Below are 17,111 nucleotides of genomic sequence, written 5' to 3'. Positions count from 1 at the left end.
GAACCTGCGCTGCAGGCGCTGGCACTCACGCCGCAGTGAAGCCAGGAAAGGGCAGTGATGAGGATCTCGAAACCATGGGTGGCTGCGCTGGGCGCTGCAGCCGCTTTGATCGCGGGCTGCGGCGGCGGCAGCGGTGAAGGGCTGGACGCCAACGGCCGGCCGCTCGGCGAGGGCGACGACCCCAGCGGCCCGATGACGGCCAGCTTCAGTTCCATCCAGTCGCATGTCTTCACGCCCGTCTGCACGGCCTGCCACGCCGGCGCGGCCGCGCCCCGCGGCCTGCGGCTGGACGCGACCAACAGCTTCGCGATGCTGGTGGGTGTATCCAGCGGCGGCGTGCCGGCGCTCAAGCGCGTGGCGCCGGGCGATGCGGACAACAGCTACCTGATCCACAAGCTCGAAGGCCACCAGGCCGTCGGTGCGCGCATGCCGCTGGGTGGTCCTTATCTGGATGCCCAGACCATCGGCCTGATCCGCCAATGGATCAACAACGGAGCCCAGAAATGATGGCCGCACGACTGCTTCTCGGCCTGGCCCTCGCGCTGCTGTTCTCGGCCGTAAAGGCCGAGCCCTATCTCGCCATCCGCGCCGGCCTCAAATGCGTGGCCTGCCATGTGAACCCCTCGGGCGGCGGCCTGCGCAATGCGGTGGGCAACACCTTCGCGCAGAACGTCATCCCGGCCAACGCTTTGCCCGACGCACTGCAGGGCTGGACCGGCTCGCTGCTGGATGATCGCCTGCGCCTGGGTGGCGACCTGCGCACAGCGACGACGCGCACCTCCGTCTCGGGCCAGCCCACGCGCAGCGTCGGCGGTACCGAGCAGGTGCGCCTGTACGCCGACGTGCAGCTCATMAAGGACTACCTCGGCGCCTACCTCGACCAGCAGGTCGCGCCCGGCAAGTCCGAGCGCCAGGAGGCCTATGTGCGCCTGCAGACGCCCGGCCTGGGCTGGTATGCCAAGGCCGGCCAGTTCTACCTGCCCTTTGGCTGGCGCCTGCAGGACAGCCTGGCCTTCGTTCGCCAGCTCAGCGGGGTCAGCATGACCGTGCCCGACAAGGGCCTTGAGCTGGGGCACGAGAGCGATGACTGGTCCCTGCAGCTCGTGCGCAGCAACGGCCCTGGCAACACGGGCAATTCCAACGGCCACCAGACGACGGCCCAGGCCATCTGGATGCAGCCCTGGGGCCGCGTCGGCGCAGCGGCCGCGCAGGTCAAGTCGGCGGCAGGCAACCGCCAGGCTTACGGCCTCTTTGCCGGCACGACGACCGGGCCGGTGGCCTGGCTGGCCGAGATCGACATGGTCAGCGACGCCGGCTACCCCGAGGGCAAGCGCAAGCAATACGCGACGCTGCTGGAGGCCAACTGGCTGGTGCAGCAGGGCCACAACCTCAAGCTCACCGGTGAGTACCTCGACCCTGACCGCCGTGTGGCCCACGACAACAAGGTGCGCTACAGCCTCGTCTACGAGTACACGCCCTTCGCCTTCGCGCAGCTGCGCGCGGGCTATCGCAAGTTTGGTGGCATCCCGCAGAACGCCATCGACAACCGGCGGCAAAGCTTTGTCGAACTGCATGGAATGTTCTAGCGTCATCGGCCCAAAGACGGCGGGCGTGAGTGCCGATCCCGGGGTGCAAGCGGCGGTGGGTGTGCCGATGCATTTCTACGGGAGGCGCAAAGGCTCGTCGCCGGCGGTTGGGGGTGCCGCTGCCTCCGCCGCCGTCCCGACGCTGCGGCCTAAGCCAGCCATTCTGCTGTTTAACCCCTGGGCGACCCGCACAGGCCGCGTACCCAACAGCTTGCTGCACATTGCGGCGGCGCTAGGCGACGGCTATGACGTCGAGCTGGTCGACGGCAACCTCGAGCCAGATCCCTGGGTGGTGATCGAGAGGCTGCTGGCTTCCGGGCGATTCGGTTTTTTCGGCTGTACGGTGATGCCTGGACCGCAGTTGCGGCAGGCGGTGCCGATCACTCGCCAGGTTAGCGAGCACTTTCCCCTGGTCGTCACGATCTGGGGCGGCTACTTTCCATCCAACCATCCGCAGGCCGTCCTTCAGTCGGGCTGGGTGGACTACGTCGTGCAATCGGCCGGCGAGGGTTCACTGCCGGCATTGCTGGCGGCGTTGTGCGCGGGCCGTTCGCCCGACCAGATCCCCGGGCTGATTTTCCAGCGGAGGGGCGAAGTGGTGCGCACCGGCAAGGCCCCGCTGCCGAACCTCGACAGTCAGCCATCACTGCCGCTGAAACTGCTGGCCCGGCGTCATCCGATCAAACGCTATCTGCCGCGCACCTTCCTTGGCCGCCGGACCCATGCCATGCACACCAGCATGGGCTGTCCGTTCATGTGCGCGTTCTGCGCCGTGGTGCCGCTCTACCAAGGCCGCTGGGTGGCGCGCTCGGCCGAGCTTGTCGCCGACGACGTGCTGCAGATGCGCGACATGCATGGCGTGGATGCCATCGAATTCACCGACAACAACTTCTTTGTTGCCGAGAAACGCGTGCGCGCCTTCGCCGAGCGCATGCGTGGGCAGGGCGTGACCTGGTGGGGCGAAGGTCGCATCGACACGCTGGACCGCTACAGCGACGAGACGTTGTCGCTGATGCGCGAAGCGGGCTGCCGCATGATCTTCTTCGGCGCCGAAAGCGGCGACGACGAAGTGCTGGCCATGGTCGATAAGGGTGGGCGCCAGTCAGGCGAGCAGATCCTGCGGTTCGCCGCCCGCCTGCTGTCGTTCGGCATCATTCCCGAGTATTCGTTCGTGCTGGGCTTTCCCCGGCCCACCGAGGCCGAGGTCTGGGCGCAGATCCACCGCGACATCAGCTTCATCCGGCGCCTGAAAGACCAGAGCCCGGCGACCGAAATCATCCTCTACATCTACAGCCCGGTGCCCACCGAGGGCAGCACGCTGCAGCAGCACAGCCAGGCCGCGGGATTCCGCTTCCCGAGCACGCTGGAGGAATGGGTCAGCCCGTCATGGGAGTCCTTCGACTTGCATCGCAATCCGCTGACACCGTGGCTGACGACCGCAATGGTGCGCCACATCCATGACTTCGAGACGGTGATCAACGCCCGCTACCCGACGCGCACGGATTTCACCCTGGGCGAATGGGGCCGCCGAATGATGCAGTTGGCGTCACTGCCGCGGTACTGGAGCGGCCTGTACAGGCGGCCGCTGGAATTGAAGGCGCTGCAGCGCCTGCGCCGATACACGCGTCCCGAGGTGGAGGGGTTCTATGCTGAAGCCAACTGAAGCCGTGACGGCACAGATACCCTCGCTGGATGCGGCCCAGCAAGCGGTGCTGAGGGCACTGGCATATCGCCAGGTGTTCAACAGCCCGCTGTCCGCCGATGAGGTCTGGCGATTTCTTGACACGCCGGGCGTGCCGATCAGCGAGGTGGCGAGTGCGCTGCAGCGGTTGCAAACGGCTGGCCTGGTGGCCAGCCATGACCGATGGTTTTGGATCGCCGAGATGGACGATCCGATTGCGCGCTGGTCAGCCAACCGCGACCGTGCCGACGCGGCCATGCCTCAAGCGCTGGAAGTGGGCCGTGGCCTGATGCGCCTGCCCTTCGTGGATGGCGTGGCCATTTCCGGATCCTTGTCCAAGCGGTCGCTGGCCGAGGACGGGGACTTTGACTTCTTGATCATCACGCGGCCGGGGCGGTTGTGGCTGGTCTACGTCTTGTTGCGCTTCTACCGCCAGAAGTTGCCCGCACCGCAGATGCTGTGCTCGAACTACCTGCTGGCTGGCCACAAGCTGGCACTTGAGCGGCGCGACGTCTTCACGGCGATGGAGCTGGCCACGCTGTATCCCGTGGCGGGGTGTGATTCGCTGACGCACCTGCAAAAGGCCAACTCTTGGGTGGACGACTACCTGCCGAACCGGGCAGTGCTGCAGAGGCCGGCAGAGCCAGCGCGTACGACTGGTCGCCGTTTCAGCGAGATGGCATTGGGAGGGGTGCTGGGCGCGTTGCTGGACTGGTGCGCGTGGAAGCTGATCCACCGACGGCTCCGTCGCAATATTGCGCAGCTGTCATCTCTGACGGCGCGGCGGAGCATGGAGCTCAGCCGCGATGTGGCCAAGCTCCATACCGCGGAATGGAAGTACCGCATTCTTGAGCGCTATCAGGCGAATCTGGACCGATTGCAGCGGCAGGCGGGCGGGGCCATCACGCGCCACACCGTCGACGACACCGTATTGGTCGCCTCGGCCTACTTCTACCGGCTCGATCCCAAGCAGTGGCAGGCGGGCAAGCCGTATCCGCCCCTGGGCACCTTGTACGCGGCCGGGCTGGTGCGCAGTTTGGGCTTCAAGACGCATGTGTTCGATGCGGGGCTCGCTGAAAGTGAACTGTCCTTCCTCTGTCGGTTAGAGCAGGAACGCCCGGAGTTCGTGGTGCTGCAGGAGGACGGCTTCAACTATCTGACCAAGATGTGCCTGGACCGCATGCGCGAAGCGGCATTGCAGATGGTGCGCCTGGCGCGTGCCTTTGGGGCACGGGTCGTCGTTTGCAGTTCTGATGCCACCGACTTCCCCGAACCCTATTTGCGCGCCGGCGCGACCGTTGTGGTGCGCGGCGAAAGCGAGGCCACGCTGGCTGACGTTCTGGGGGCCTGGCGTGACGGCCGACCGTGGGCCGACATCCCAGGGCTGGCCTATCTGGAGGACGACCGTCTGGCGCGATCGCCGGTGCGCGCACCCATCACCGACCTCGATCACCTGCCTCCTCCGGCATGGGACCTGGCCGATCTGGAGCCTTACCGGGAGGTCTGGGAACGTCGGCATGGCCACTTCTCGCTGAACGTCGCCACCACACGCGGTTGCCCCTACGCGTGCAACTGGTGCGCCAAGCCGCTCTATGGAAAACGCTACACCGTCCGTTCCCCGGAGCAGGTGGTTGATGAGCTGGAGCTGCTGGTGCGACGCTACGGTGCCGATCACTTCTGGATCACCGACGATCTCTTCGGGCTGAAGCCGGGCTGGGCGCAGCGCTTCGCCGCGCTGGTGCAGGAGCGCCGCCTGAAGATGCGCTACACCATCCAGACCCGCGCCGATCTGGTGCTGCGCGATGCCGACGACCTCCAGGCATTGTCCCGCTCAGGCTTGGAGACGGCCTGGATCGGCGCCGAGAGCGGTTCACAGCGCATCCTCGATGCGATGGACAAGGGCATCAAGCGGCCGCAGATCGACGGCGCTGTGCATGCGCTGAAGCAGCAGGGCGTGAAGCCAGCGCTGTTCCTGCAGTTTGGCTACCTCGGCGAGACGGCCGACGACATTCAGCTAACTCACCAGATGTTGGACGATCTGCAGCCCGATCAGATCGGCATTTCGGTGTCCTACCCGCTACCAGGCACCGTCTTCCACGACCGTGTCAAGGCCCAGATGGGACATAAGACCCACTGGCTTCACAGCAATGACCTCGCGCTGATGTTCCCCGGGACCTTTTCTCCGGCGTTCTACCGGCACTTGCATGTCTACACGTCGCGGCGCTTCCAGATCGGGCGTTGCTGGGCAGTGTTGCGCGGGCGGCTACCGGCGCCCAGCCGCGGGGGCAGGCTTCGTGCGCTGGCCTCGCTGCTGCGCGCCACGCCCGCGCTGCTGACCGCCCGAATCGGCATGGGGCGCGAACAGCGTCTGCCGGCACCTGCACCGGCGGTGGCACCATGAGTGCAGCCGCCTTCGACGTGATGGCGGTCGACTACGACCGTGATTTCACCCACAGCCTGGTGGGCGCCGCGCAGCGCCGCATGGTCTGGGAGGTTCTTGACGACTGCCTGCGCCAGCACGGTCGGCCCTGCTTGGTGCTTGAGCTGAACTCCGGCACGGGCGAGGACGCTCTGCACATGGCCCGCGCCGGTCATCGCGTGGTAGCCACCGACGTGTCGGGCGAGATGTTGCGAGTGGCCCGCGACAAGCTCGAAGGTGGTGGTCTCGGTCTTCTGGTGCAGACGCGGCAGCTGGACCTGCAAGCGCTGGCGTCCGGTGAGGTGAGGGCGCAGGACCTGGGTGGCCCGTTCGACCTCGTGTTCTCCAACTTCGGCGGCCTGAACTGCGTGTCGCCCGAGGCGCTGCGGGCGCTGGCCGCGCCGCTGGCTGCCTGCCTGGCGCCACAGGGGCAGGTCATCGTCGTCGTGATGCCGCGCTTGTGCCTGTGGGAAACCGCGTGGGCCTTGTTGCACCTGCAGCCGCGCCGCGCCATGCGGCGTTGGCGCGGCGGGCCGGTGCCGGCCCAACTGGGCGCCGGCCAACCGCCGCTGTCGGTCTGGTACCACGGTGTGGGCGACATGCAGTGCGCGCTGGGTGAGCACTTCCGGCAAGAACGGGTGCGCCCGGTCGGGCTGGCGGTGCCGCCGTCCTACCTGGAGCCCCTGGCCCGCCGTGCACCGCGCTGGCTGGCGCTGATGGAACGGATCGAGCGCCGCTGGCTCACGGCGGCCTGGGGCGCCCATCTGGCAGACCACGCGTTGATCCAATGGCGCAGGCGGTGACGATGAGCCTGATCCTCACTCACGGGTATTTCATCGCCGATGACGCGATTGAGCAGCGCATCATGCGGCCTTATCCGCCGCTGGGCCTGCTTTCCATCTCGGCATGGCTGGACCGCGAAGGCGTCGACCACCATGTCGTCGACGCCACGTTTCTCGATGCTGACACCTTCGTCCAGCGTGTGCGGGCGCTGCGCCCGCGCATGATGGCCTTCTACGTGACGTTGATGACGCGGCACTCGGTGCTGCGCCTGATCGCGGCGCTGGGCGGCGCAGAAGATAGCCCGGTCATCGTGCTGGGCGGGCCCGACGTGCGCCACAACGCCGCCGACTATCTCAGCCATGGTGCTCACCTGCTGGTGGTCGGTGAGGGCGAGCAGACGATGGCCGATGTAGCACGGCTGCCTGCAGCCGCCTGCAGGGATGCCGCGGCGCTGGCGGCCATCCCCGGCCTGATCCATGCCGATGCGCAGGGGCAGCCGGTGTTCACCGGCGAACGCCGTTTCGTGCCTGAACTGGACGAACTACCCGAGCCGGCACGGCATCGCATCGATCTGCGGCCATACCTCAAGGCTTGGCGCGATGCCCATGGCCAGACCTCGCTGAACGTCAGCACCCAGCGCGGCTGTCCCTACAAGTGCGCCTGGTGCAGCCGGGCCGTGTACGGCACCAGCTACCGCCGCCGTTCGCCGCAGCATGTGGTGGCCGAGCTGCGCACGCTGGTGGATCGCTACGCACCCGATCAGTTCTGGTTCGTCGACGACGTGTTCACGATCAACCACAACTGGCTTGCCGGGTTTGCCGAAGCGCTTGATGCCGCGGGCCTGCGCATCCGCTACGAATGCATCACGCGGGCCGACCGCATGAACGAGCGCGTCGTGGAGTTGCTCTCGCGCACTGGCTGCGTGCGCGTGTGGATCGGCGCCGAGAGCGGTTCGCAGCGCATCCTGGATGCCATGCAGCGCCAGGTCCGCGTCGAGCAGGTCACCGCCATGATCCGCGCGGCCTCGGATGCGGGCATGCAGACCGGCACCTTCCTGATGCTCGGCTACCCGGGCGAGACTGAGTCGGACATCGTCGCCACCGAGCGCTATTTGCGCGATGCGCGGCCGGACCTGTTCACCGTGACGCTGGCGTATCCCATCCGCGGCACGCTGTTCCACGACCAGGTGGCAGACCAGACCACGTCGCCGCCGTTCGATCAGGGCAGCGACCGCGACCGGCGCTACCCGCGCACCTACAGCGATGACTACTACCGCCATGCCGTGCGCCTGCTCACCCACACCCATGCCGTGAGCACCGCGCCGCGCCCCTTCGGCGCCCGCGCACTGGCCCATCGCGTGGCGTGGTGCCGCTCGCGTCTGGGCATGTGGTGGCATCGTCGCAATGGGATGCAACCCGCGTGAGCGGCCCCGAAACGCGCTGGGGCCTGCCGCCCCATGGCCTGCTGGCACGCCTGCTGCGCGGCCCGGTGCGGCGGGCCGTCTCGCCGTGGCTGCGGGGCCGCATGGCGCGTGCCGGTCGCACCGCGCAGCATTGGCGCCTGGGCCGCTTGCGGCTGCGCATCGACCCGGGCGTCTTCCCACCGGGGCCGACGCTCAGCTCGGCCGTCTTCGTCCGCTGGCTGCTCTCGGACGAGGGTCCTGGCCCATGGCCGGGCCGGCGGGTGCTCGACCTGGGATGCGGGAGCGGGCTCATCGGCCTGGCACTGGCCCAGGCCGGCGCTCGCGTCATCGCGTCGKACATCAATCCCGTTGCGGCGGCGAATGCCACAGCCAATGCGCAGGCCAACGGGCTGGCGCTGACGGTGGTGGTGGCCGACCTGCTGGCAGGCATCCGCACGTCCACGCTGGATTGCGTGGTGATCAACCCACCCTACTACGCACGCTCACCGCGCTCGATGCCGGAGCGCGCTTGGTTCTGCGGGGTGGGGTTCGAGTACTTTCATGCGCTGTTCGAGCAGTTGGCGGCACTGGACCTGACGCACACGGAGGTGCTGATGGTGCTGTCAGAAGATTGCCAGGAGGATGGCATTCGCCAGGCGGCCAAGGTGCATGGGCTGCAGTTGAAATTGCGGGGTAGGCGCCGGAGCTGGCTGGAATGGGCGGCCATGCTGCAAGTGGTGCCGGCGTTGGAGGACGTCCGGTGAGCGCACGCGGGCTGATCATCCAGATCCACGTGGTGTTGTCATGCGGGGCGATGCTCTGCTGGCTGGCCGCGCTAGCGGCCTATGCCGGTGCCTGGCGCCGGCATCACAGGCTGATCGGCCGCACCTTCATGGGGTTGGTCGTGGCCGGCATGGTGTTGGCCGTGGGCATTGCCGTGGACGCCCGCAACCCATTCGGCGCCGTGACCTCGTTGCAACCTCTGGTGCTGTGCCTGAGTGCCGGTGCTCAGTTCCTTCGTTCGCGCTGGGTCGTGCGCGCACTCGGCTGGGTGGGTTTGTTGGTGGCGGCCGGCGTGCTGGCAGGCACTTGGGGCCTGCTGAACTCGCACCGGCTCATCGACGTGATCGCCTTTCCCTGGTCTGCACTGACGCAAGGTGCACTTGCGGTCAATGATCTGCGCACGGCGCCGGGGCCGCGCTGGCGAGCCCACGGCCATCGCATGCTGGCGGCGGGTTGGTTCTACCTTGCGGAAGTGGGCATCTTGACCCTGGATCCGCATCCCAGCGTCATTGCCTGGATGATCGCGGCCATCATGCCGATCGGCGGGGTGTTGTGGATGCGCCGGCAACCGAGGAGCTTTGGACCGGCTGGGCCGGCCTTGACAGCAGGAGGGGCAAATGGAGCCTCGACTTCATCGCTCAGCGCCTAGCCCGGACCTCGTCGATGAGCTGCACAGCGCGGTGCAGACTGGTGTGATCCCGGTACACCCGCTCCAGCGCGCGACCGGCGACGCGTTCACGCGCCGGGCGATCATCCAGCCAGCGATCAAAGGCATCGCGCATCGACGTCGGTCCTCGCGGCACGGCAATGAGTTCATCCTCATCGAAATGCTGTCGGGTCAGGGGACTGAGTTCGGTGATCTGGAAGGTGGCGCTGGCCGCCGCTGCATAGACGCGCTGGGTCAAGTCTGCGGCGCTGTCGAGCAGCGGAGCAACCAAAGGGGCAAGCGACACGCGAGCCATCGCTTGGTGGCGAGCATGCTCATCGACCGGCAGCCGCGGCACGCCGAACCCCCACGTCTCGAGCTCACCGAACAGGCCGTGGTGCCGCGCGAGGATATGGCGCATCGTGTGCCACACGGCACGGACCCGCTGTGGATTGGCCACCGACAGGTGCGCATAGTCGAACACGCGCGCGCAGGCATGTGGCCGGTCGCGGAACGGGCTGGCCGCCTGAGGCAGCCACACGAAAGGCTTGCCCAGGCGCATCCATGCAACTGCCGAACGCTGCATGAAGGGCTCGGCATGCAGCGACAGCAGCAGGTCTGCGCCGGCACCGCTGGCCGTGCGATCAAGCCGCCGCGCCTCGGCCGCACTCAGCGGTGCGCACGATTCGGCCACGTCGCGCGCGGGAATCAGCAGCCGCGTGCAACGCGACGGGTGGTCCATGCCGGTGGCCTGAAAGCGTTGATGCAGCCGGTCGGTGTCCAGCCCCAGCAGCAGCGTCGGCCGGAAGTCGGCCGCCAACGCCGGCGTCAGCCTCTGTTCATCGTCGACGCGCAGCACCACCACACCGATGTGTTGCAGCGCGCATCGCAGATCCTCGAACCACACCCACCCGGCCGGCGATGGCGGCGTCACCAGCAACACCCGTTCGCCGCAGGCGGCCCGAACCCGGCTGAAGCGGGCCAGCGTCTGCGCTTGCAGTTCAGCGCCGCGCTGATGCAGTCCGGCATCGGGATGTTCGGGTGGCCGGGGCTTGTTGCGCCATTGGCCAGCAGCGAGGCAGGCCTGGATATGGCGGCGCATGAAACGCAACTGCACTTTGCCGCCCATGTCCTGCCATCCCACTGTCTTGTCCGCCTCGCCCAGCTGTTTCCACTATGCCATCGCCGAGCCCAGCCTCGGGCCGAGATTTGATGTCCGAACACTCCTTCAATGCGCAGACGACGACGCCACCCGACGTCGCCTCGCTGGCTCGCCGCCCCCGGCAGGTTGCGCCGCAGCCCGCCTGGCAGCCGGGGCGGGTGGTCCGCTCGCTGTGGCGGCTATTCGCGGTGCGACCGGTGGCCTTGTGTGGTGGGCTTTTGGCCACCTTGCTGCGGGCGGGCACGCTGCTGCTGGTGTCGATCGCCATCGGCCGCGCCGTCAGCGGCAACGCAGTCGCGGTCTGGGCGGTGGTGGCCTGCCTGGCCTTGCTGGCGGCAGCAGCACTGGGCTATGTCGGGCAGCGTCTCGTCATCGATGCCGTGCAGGACGGGCTGACCCATGTGCGCGAGCGGCTGGTGGAGCGGCAATTGGACTTGCCGGTGGACATCGTGCATCAACAGGGCGTCGAGCCTTTCGTGATGGCGATGACGCGCCATGGCGAGCTGCTCGGTCAGATGGCCCGGGCCTGTTTCGGCACCCTGCTGCCCGGAGCCATGCTGGTGCTGCTGTGCCTGGGCGGCATCGCGGCGATGCTGCCGGCGCTGGCCGTGCCGCTGATCCTCGCACTGGCGCTGCTGGGGCTGACACGGCGACAGCTTTCACGTCGCCTGGCAGGCCAGATGGCTGGCGCGCACGCTGCCATCGACCAGTTGTATGAGCAGTTGGGCGGTACCGTCCTGCGCCACGAGCTGGCGGTCAGCCAGGCGAACGAACATCACGAGCGTCAAGCCTGCCGGCAGAGCGTTGCGCGCACCCATGCGTTGACGCGTGCGCTGGCCAGGATGCAGACCTTTGCAGCCGAGCTCGACGCGCTGGTGCTGGGCCTGGCGCTGCTGGGCCTCGTCGTCTGGTTGACCATGGCCGGCGGTGCCGCAGTGTCGGGCGCGCAGCTGGCGTCGGTGCTGTTCCTGCTACTGGCGCTGCGCGGCGCCTTGCAGAGCCTGTTGCGCGCGTCGCAGGAGATGGCTCAGGGCGTGCCGGCGCTGGACAGCATCGAACAGCTGCTGGCCATGCCGCCTGGGCCGGCGCATCACGGCCGTGTGCCGCCGACGCACTGGCGCATGACGCTGGAAGGCGTGAGCCACCGCGCCGGCAAACGAATGCTGGTTCGCGACGTCGATCTTGCCCTGGAGCCCGGGCGCGTGACCGTGGTGACCGGCGCCAACGGCGCGGGCAAGACGACGCTGTTGCGTCTGCTGCTCGGTCTGGCCGAAGCCGATGGCGGCGCGATCCGCGTCGATGGTGTGCCGTGGGCGCAGATTGATCGGTCGGCGTTCCGGCGCGGCGTGGGCTACCTGCCGCAGAACGCCGTGCTGTTCGCCGGCACTGTCTACGACAACATGGCCTATGCGGCGCCCGGTGTCACGCCACAGGCCGTGCAAGGCATGGCGCATGCGCTGGGTCTGGACGCGCGGCTGAGCGCGTGGGCCGACGGTCTGCACACCCGGTTGGGCCCGGGCGGCAGCCCGCTGTCCGGTGGCGAGCGCCAGCGGGTGGCCCTGGCCAGGGTGCTGCTGCGCGCGCCGCGGCTGCTGATCCTGGACGAGCCGACCAACCACCTCGACGGCGCCAGTTCACAGGCCCTCGTCAGCCTGCTGCGCCAGGCGCCCGGCCGCCCCGTGGTGTTCATCGTCAGCCACGATCCAGCCCTCATCGCCCAGGCGGACCAAGTATTGGAGATGGTCGCCGGGCGGTTACAAGCGCGAGGTCCCGTGCCCGGCAATTCGCCAGCCGGGTAGCACGTGCCGCAATGCATCTCCGGCTCGCCAAAGTGACGAACTTCCTTCCCGTTGTGGGCTCTACAAGGGCGCCAGCACTTCGCAGCCCCGCTGACTGCGCCGCAGCCATTCAATGTAGGTCCCGCTCATGTGGGCGAGCTGCCGGCCTGAGAGCCCGGCTTCGTGCTCGATGCGAGCAATGAACAATACATGCGAGCCGATTCGCTCGACCCTCTCAACGGAGAGTTCACGAACGAGCCCTGCCTGATCCAGCACGGGAAGCCCGAATAGCGGCGACGACGAGATCGGCACGGTCAACTTGTTCAGGTCAAGCGTGGGCTGGCGGTGCCGGTTTCCGAGGGCGTAGACGGCCTCAAGCAGCTCGGCGGGCGCGCTGCTCATGGCAATGCGCTTGGAGGCTTCCATGAGCGCAACGCCCGGACTCGTTGCGCGCAGGGCCAGCAGGTACTCGCCCGACGACAGCGCGCCCACGAGGTCCATGGGGAACAGGTCCTCCCGCTTGTCGTGCCCCACGCCCACGAGAAAAACCGGCCTCGCCACGATGTAGTAGGCATTCAGCGCGCGCAGGTCTCGCGCAGACATGCGAAGCGCATCACCTCGCCGAGCAGCGGTCCGCGCGTTTTGCCAGGCCAGCAAGTACCGGAGCCACAAGGTGGGTCGCGGCAGGCAGCGGTTCATCGTGCGCGCCACTTCGAAAAGGTACAGGGCGCCCTGCTTCATCGGCAGCATTCCGACCGATTTCAATGCCAGCCGCGCCAAGGGTGTGGTTTCAGAATTCGGCGGGTAGATCTCCAGCCATGGGCACAGCGCAAGGGCACCTTGATCGACATTTTTCGCCGCCAAGCGGACCCCCAGAACGAAGGGGCGCATGGACACGGGACAGTGGTCGCCACTGACGTCAATGGGCCCGCTGGGCAGCCCTCGCAGCACCACTCGAAGTGCAAACTCCGCTGAATCGGCATACACCACAGGCGCGTAGCGCAGGCCCTTACCGCTGCGCAACAAGGACAGCAAATGCCTCATGGCCGCCTGCGGAGAACGACAAACAGGAAGTTTGAATCGAGCGCCCCTAGAAGCGCGCTACGACTGGCTGCGCGAACCTCCACAAGGGCGAAATGAGGTTCCGCCGCTTCGCGTATGGCGCTGACGAAATGCCGGTAGGACGTGACCTTGCCCTTCAACTCGATCGCTCCCGTCCGGACCGAACGCAATGCGCTTCGCCACCACCAGGCGTGCCGCATGTCTTGTCGGTAGAGCGGATTGAGGACACTCGCCACCAGTGCCCCGTCCGGTTTCACATGCGACGCGAGCCGTTGCAGCAGCGGCTTGAGCTCGCGCACGTGGCTCAGCACGGCAAAGTTGGCGGAAATGGCTGCAACCGGAGGGCTTCCCTGAAGCGCGTTTTCCATTGCGGCCAGCGGGCCCACCGCCGGCGTGATGCGCCCAGCCGCAATCTCGTTGATACAACGCGCTCTCAGCACATCCACCATGCCGGGCGAGACGTCGTAGGCGATGACGCGGTGCCCACGCGTGGCATACCACGCCGCATCGGTGCCAGTACCGCAACCGAAATCCAGGATCACCCCGCCCGGCCCAGCGATGGACGCCACGCGCTCACAGAACGACAACCGCACCGCCACGTTGTCGTCTCGGCCATCAACCAGGGCGTCGTAGCCAGCCGCCACACCATCGTAGAAGCGGGCCGTCGCGTCGGCGGGAGCGCCGCAAGGTGATGACAAGTCGGTTTTGAGTCGCGCCATGCGGGACATTTGGAGAGGAGCGTTGGGGGCGTGGGTTCCGCCGCGTTGACCAAGGGTTCAACGCGATTTTGTTTTCAATCGCCAATCCGGTGTGATGCCAGGTTGAGCATGGTGCGAGCGCCTCGCGGCGGCCCGGCTAGTTCAGGGCAGCGGCGGGCCGGGTGCCGGGCCGGCTACTACCTCGGTCCAAGACGATCAACGCGACGCCCTGGCGGCGCGCCGTGACGTCAAATTCGACGAGCGCCGCTCGCGAGCGGCACGAGACTTCAACGCTTGCAGCACCAGCTCCGAGGCGGTTTCGAGCTGCGGGTATTGCTTGTCGTTCGGCGACTGCGGCGAGCCCATCGCCTTCCAGGCCGTGAAGGCGTTTCCGTTCGACGCGTCAACGCGCCAGATCGTCGCGTTGGCTGCGAGTTTCGACTGCTTGTCGGTGACCGCGAGGCGGATGGCCGTGGCCGAGGCTCACCTGTTCATGCAGCAAGTCGCGCACCGCACGGTAGATCTCGCTGCCGAAGGTGCCGCGGAACATCATGGCGAGGTCGCCGCTGCCGTCCCAATGCGCTTGGCGGCCAGCTGGGCCTTGACCTGCTCGTGAAAGCGCGTGCCCGGCAGCGGGTAGGACACGCTGCCACCGATGTCGTCGGGCCGTGCCTCCTCGATCAGCTGGCGCGTGTGCAGCAGCTCAGGCAGGCCTTCGCCCAGATAGCCGAGCTGGATGAAGAAGCCCACGCGCACGGCACGGCCTTCAGGCGCTGGCGGGACTGCAGGATCTCGTCCACCGTCGTGCCCTTGTTCATCGCGTCCAGCACCTGCTGGCTGCCGCTCTCGGTGCCTATCCAGGCCTCGCGGCAGCCGGCGTCGGCCAGGGCCCGGGCCCGGGCCCGGGCCGTGGTGTCGCTGACCAGGTCGGCGCGGGTCTGGATGGTGAAAGGCACGCCGCCGCCGCGGGCGTCGAGTTCGGCGGCGAAGCGCTGCACCCAGTCGGCGCGAAAGCCGAAGATGTCGTCGGCGAACCAGATGTGGTCGGGCGCGAAGCGGGCCTTGAGCTCGGCCATCTCGGCCGCCACCGCTGCGGCGCTGCGCTGCTGGTAGCGCTGGCCCCAGATGGGCTTGGCGCACCAGTTGCAGCGGAAGGATCAGCCCTTGGACGCCGCCATGTTGAGGCTGAAATAGTCGTGGGCGGCAACCCAGGTGGTGCGGTAGCGCTCGATGTCGACGAGATCCCACGCGGCCGGGGCTTCGAGTTCGGCGTGGTCACCGCGTGGCTGCAGCGTGACGGGCTGGGCCAGGCCGGCGAGAAGTTCGTCGCCCCGCACGCGGGCAACACGTCCAAGCCCTCGCCGCGCAGTGCCACGTCGGCGCCGGCGCGCTGGTAATGGTCAGGTGCGTCGCTCGCGTCCGAGCCGGCGACGATGACGCGCGCCCCGGCCGTGCCGGCGCGGGGCCGGGAGGTTCCAAGCCAAGGCGGCGAATTCAGATCTGGCGGATACGTTCTCGCCGGCGAACGAGAAGGGCCAACGCCGCGGCACCGGGCAGCAGCAATGCCCAAGTTGCGGGCTCGGGAACGGGATTGGTGATCGAGAAGCCGAGGGAATAGGACGCGAAGGCGCCGGAGTTGGTCGAACCCAGGGTGCTGAAGGTCAGGACGTAGAGCTCGCCGGAGTTCAGCCGCAGCGTGTCGTCGGTGAAACTGCCCATCCCGGATGAGTTCGCCATGAGATCCACCGAAAGGAGCGGCTGGCTCAACGGAGAAGCCTTGCGAAGCAGAAGGTGCAGGCCTTGTTCGCCGGAGTCGAGGCTCGGGTAGGTCCAGAAACTGACGCGGAACTGCCGCAGCTCATATCCGGCGCTTCCGAGTTGTTCGCCAATGTAGAAGCGGATCGTGTCGGACGGGTCGTCCTGCCAGTTGATGTAGCCGATGAGGTGGGTCGTCGGGTCATAAATTCCCGCAGACATAAAACGGAAGGTCGCTGGCGGGTTCGCGGAGTCGAAGTCCGGGCCTTCGTTGATGGGGCCCCAGGTGGCAAGGGCGGGCAAGGCGGTGAGGACGAGGGTCATCGAGGCGGCCGCTCGGGAGAGGGCACGATACAGGCTGCACATGAAGACCTCCGTAAGCGAAGCGAACTTCAGTCTGGGCGCTTGGAGACCATTGCGCTACACCTAACGTGTGGTGCCAGCGTAGGTACGGAACTGGCGAACTGCTGCGCCGGATCTGGCACGTGCGGCGTCCCTTGACTCGCTCGGGCAGTGCGAACTGACTGACAAGATAGGGGGCGCTGCGTGCGGCTGCTACAGGCGCGAGGGCAGTGCAGGCCAGCCATCTTTCCATGAGCACGCGCACCCTGAACGCGGGTGGTGGGCAATCAACAATAACGACGCAGGCTGAGCGGACGCTGTACAGGGCGAGGGTTCCGTGGGTCAATCCGCCGCTTCAGCGACATCGGAGATTGGCATGGCCCGTTCAACCGCACTCGTTCTGGCCGCCTGCCTGTTGTCGATCGGGGCTGCCGCGCAAGCGGCGACGCCAAAATTCTCGGCCACGGCTTCGGCGGGCAGCGGCACCATCAATATCCCTGGCCCGACCGACTACCACTCCAACGCGGACACGGTGCCCGTCAGTTTCACGGCCACGTCTTCGCAGTTCGAAGCGGCCGGCGGCGGGGCGGCGGTGTCCACGGGGCTGGGCCGTTCCAATGCCTCAGCCTCCGCCGGGCTGGGCGCCTTGCATCTGCTGGCCGAAGCCAGCGCCAACCTGACCAGCACGAACGGCGCCGCGATGTACGCGAATGGCAGCAGTTCGGCCAATGGCAGCATTGACGACGCATTCACGATCAATGCCGTCAATTGCCAGAATCAGAGTCTGTGCGGCCCCGGCGCCTTGGGGCTGCTGACCTTCTCGATCGGCGCCTCGGGCAGCATCGGCGGCAACGGCAACGTGAGTGGCAACTGGTCCGTCATCGGGCAGTGGACGGCCGACGTCACATTGAACGCGGGCTATCTGCCGGGGTCGCCCTTGTCAACCAGCGCCGCCTGGCATGGTGATCATTCGATCTCTCGCAACGGCAACGGTGCCCTGTTCGAGTCCAGCAA

16 protein-coding genes and 2 pseudogenes are annotated in these 17,111 nt (G+C 67.3%); 10 read left to right on the top strand and 8 right to left on the bottom strand.

Going from position 1 to position 17,111, the window contains the following annotated elements; genetic code table 11:
- Positions 1-57: 57 nt before the first annotated feature.
- From ACXJKJ_RS16860 to ACXJKJ_RS16825, 8 genes are read left to right on the top strand one after another with little or no spacing between them, the layout of a single operon-like run.
- The gene (locus ACXJKJ_RS16860) at positions 58-507 is read left to right on the top strand and encodes a hypothetical protein (RefSeq protein WP_056197307.1); all 450 of its coding nucleotides are present in this window, start codon (positions 58-60) and stop codon (positions 505-507) included.
- Positions 504-1,586 carry a hypothetical protein gene (locus ACXJKJ_RS16855; protein ID WP_056197306.1) on the top strand — a complete coding sequence of 361 codons (1,083 nt, stop codon included), beginning with the start codon at positions 504-506 and terminating at the stop codon, positions 1,584-1,586. The genes ACXJKJ_RS16860 and ACXJKJ_RS16855 overlap by 4 nt, the downstream gene beginning before the upstream one ends.
- A gap of 25 nt (positions 1,587-1,611) precedes the next feature.
- Positions 1,612-3,249, top strand: a complete 1,638-nt coding sequence (locus ACXJKJ_RS16850) for a B12-binding domain-containing radical SAM protein (protein ID WP_457391157.1) — start codon at positions 1,612-1,614, stop codon at positions 3,247-3,249.
- A complete protein-coding gene (locus ACXJKJ_RS16845) occupies positions 3,233-5,668 on the top strand; it encodes a radical SAM protein (protein WP_457391156.1) in 2,436 nt (811 codons plus the stop codon). The genes ACXJKJ_RS16850 and ACXJKJ_RS16845 overlap by 17 nt, the downstream gene beginning before the upstream one ends.
- A complete protein-coding gene (locus tag ACXJKJ_RS16840) occupies positions 5,665-6,489 on the top strand; it encodes a class I SAM-dependent methyltransferase (RefSeq protein ID WP_457391154.1) in 825 nt (274 codons plus the stop codon). Before ACXJKJ_RS16845 ends, ACXJKJ_RS16840 begins: the two co-directional genes overlap by 4 nt.
- 2 nt (positions 6,490-6,491) lie before the next feature.
- The gene (locus ACXJKJ_RS16835) at positions 6,492-7,892 is read left to right on the top strand and encodes a B12-binding domain-containing radical SAM protein (protein WP_457354586.1); all 1,401 of its coding nucleotides are present in this window, start codon (positions 6,492-6,494) and stop codon (positions 7,890-7,892) included.
- Positions 7,889-8,635, top strand: coding sequence for a methyltransferase (locus ACXJKJ_RS16830; protein WP_457391152.1), 747 nt, complete (start codon positions 7,889-7,891; stop codon positions 8,633-8,635). The genes ACXJKJ_RS16835 and ACXJKJ_RS16830 overlap by 4 nt, the downstream gene beginning before the upstream one ends.
- Complete coding sequence (locus tag ACXJKJ_RS16825; protein ID WP_457391151.1) at positions 8,632-9,303, top strand: hypothetical protein; 672 nt, start codon at positions 8,632-8,634, stop codon at positions 9,301-9,303. Before ACXJKJ_RS16830 ends, ACXJKJ_RS16825 begins: the two co-directional genes overlap by 4 nt.
- On the opposite strand, the gene ACXJKJ_RS16820 is transcribed toward ACXJKJ_RS16825, so the two are convergent.
- A complete protein-coding gene (locus ACXJKJ_RS16820; RefSeq protein ID WP_457391149.1) occupies positions 9,293-10,429 on the bottom strand; it encodes a glycosyltransferase family protein in 1,137 nt (378 codons plus the stop codon). The genes ACXJKJ_RS16825 and ACXJKJ_RS16820 overlap by 11 nt on opposite strands.
- 83 nt (positions 10,430-10,512) lie before the next feature.
- Between ACXJKJ_RS16820 and ACXJKJ_RS16815 the strand changes: the two genes are divergently transcribed.
- The gene (locus tag ACXJKJ_RS16815; RefSeq protein ID WP_457391147.1) at positions 10,513-12,261 is read left to right on the top strand and encodes an ATP-binding cassette domain-containing protein; all 1,749 of its coding nucleotides are present in this window, start codon (positions 10,513-10,515) and stop codon (positions 12,259-12,261) included.
- Positions 12,262-12,321: 60 nt separating this feature from the next.
- Here ACXJKJ_RS16815 and ACXJKJ_RS16810 read toward each other — a convergent pair whose 3' ends face one another.
- The 7 genes and pseudogenes from ACXJKJ_RS16810 to ACXJKJ_RS16780 form a co-directional block, all read right to left on the bottom strand.
- Positions 12,322-13,284 (bottom strand): hypothetical protein, encoded by a 963-nt coding sequence (locus tag ACXJKJ_RS16810; RefSeq protein WP_457391146.1) that lies wholly within the window; start codon positions 13,282-13,284, stop codon positions 12,322-12,324.
- Positions 13,281-14,021: a class I SAM-dependent methyltransferase gene (locus ACXJKJ_RS16805; RefSeq protein WP_457391145.1), complete on the bottom strand. Its 741-nt coding sequence runs from the start codon at positions 14,019-14,021 to the stop codon at positions 13,281-13,283. The genes ACXJKJ_RS16810 and ACXJKJ_RS16805 overlap by 4 nt, the downstream gene beginning before the upstream one ends.
- Before the next feature lie 382 nt (positions 14,022-14,403).
- Positions 14,404-14,553 (bottom strand): hypothetical protein, encoded by a 150-nt coding sequence (locus tag ACXJKJ_RS16800; RefSeq protein ID WP_457391143.1) that lies wholly within the window; start codon positions 14,551-14,553, stop codon positions 14,404-14,406.
- Positions 14,550-14,750, bottom strand: a complete 201-nt coding sequence (locus ACXJKJ_RS16795; protein ID WP_457391141.1) for a hypothetical protein — start codon at positions 14,748-14,750, stop codon at positions 14,550-14,552. Before ACXJKJ_RS16795 ends, ACXJKJ_RS16800 begins: the two co-directional genes overlap by 4 nt.
- Positions 14,681-15,142, bottom strand: a pseudogene (locus ACXJKJ_RS16790) (radical SAM protein); the annotation flags it as partial. The gene ACXJKJ_RS16795 and the pseudogene ACXJKJ_RS16790, both read right to left, overlap by 70 nt.
- A gap of 15 nt (positions 15,143-15,157) precedes the next feature.
- Positions 15,158-15,337, bottom strand: a complete 180-nt coding sequence (locus tag ACXJKJ_RS16785; RefSeq protein WP_457391139.1) for a hypothetical protein — start codon at positions 15,335-15,337, stop codon at positions 15,158-15,160.
- Positions 15,338-15,494: 157 nt separating this feature from the next.
- Positions 15,495-16,079 carry a PEP-CTERM sorting domain-containing protein gene (locus ACXJKJ_RS16780; RefSeq protein WP_457391137.1) on the bottom strand — a complete coding sequence of 195 codons (585 nt, stop codon included), beginning with the start codon at positions 16,077-16,079 and terminating at the stop codon, positions 15,495-15,497.
- 394 nt (positions 16,080-16,473) lie between these two features.
- Between ACXJKJ_RS16780 and ACXJKJ_RS16775 the strand changes: the two are divergent.
- Positions 16,474-17,111 (top strand): annotated as a pseudogene (locus ACXJKJ_RS16775) (hypothetical protein); the annotation flags it as partial.

Source organism: Roseateles sp. P5_E1 (genome assembly GCF_054049335.1).
Note: the sequence above shows the minus strand (reverse complement) of the source record. Positions and strands in the feature narration are given on the sequence as shown.

What these genes read in the sequence shown, in the direction of transcription:
- ACXJKJ_RS16860 (WP_056197307.1), top strand. Translation starts at nt 58, where the DNA reads ATGAGGATCTCGAAACCATGGGTGGCTGCGCTGGGCGCTGCAGCCGCT.
- ACXJKJ_RS16845 (WP_457391156.1), top strand. Translation starts at nt 3,233, where the DNA reads ATGCTGAAGCCAACTGAAGCCGTGACGGCACAGATACCCTCGCTGGAT.
- ACXJKJ_RS16840 (WP_457391154.1), top strand. Translation starts at nt 5,665, where the DNA reads ATGAGTGCAGCCGCCTTCGACGTGATGGCGGTCGACTACGACCGTGAT.
- ACXJKJ_RS16835 (WP_457354586.1), top strand. Translation starts at nt 6,492, where the DNA reads ATGAGCCTGATCCTCACTCACGGGTATTTCATCGCCGATGACGCGATT.
- ACXJKJ_RS16820 (WP_457391149.1), bottom strand. Translation starts at nt 10,429, where the DNA reads ATGGGCGGCAAAGTGCAGTTGCGTTTCATGCGCCGCCATATCCAGGCC.
- ACXJKJ_RS16815 (WP_457391147.1), top strand. Translation starts at nt 10,513, where the DNA reads ATGTCCGAACACTCCTTCAATGCGCAGACGACGACGCCACCCGACGTC.
- ACXJKJ_RS16810 (WP_457391146.1), bottom strand. Translation starts at nt 13,284, where the DNA reads ATGAGGCATTTGCTGTCCTTGTTGCGCAGCGGTAAGGGCCTGCGCTAC.
- ACXJKJ_RS16805 (WP_457391145.1), bottom strand. Translation starts at nt 14,021, where the DNA reads ATGGCGCGACTCAAAACCGACTTGTCATCACCTTGCGGCGCTCCCGCC.
- ACXJKJ_RS16800 (WP_457391143.1), bottom strand. Translation starts at nt 14,553, where the DNA reads ATGATGTTCCGCGGCACCTTCGGCAGCGAGATCTACCGTGCGGTGCGC.
- ACXJKJ_RS16780 (WP_457391137.1), bottom strand. Translation starts at nt 16,079, where the DNA reads ATGACCCTCGTCCTCACCGCCTTGCCCGCCCTTGCCACCTGGGGCCCC.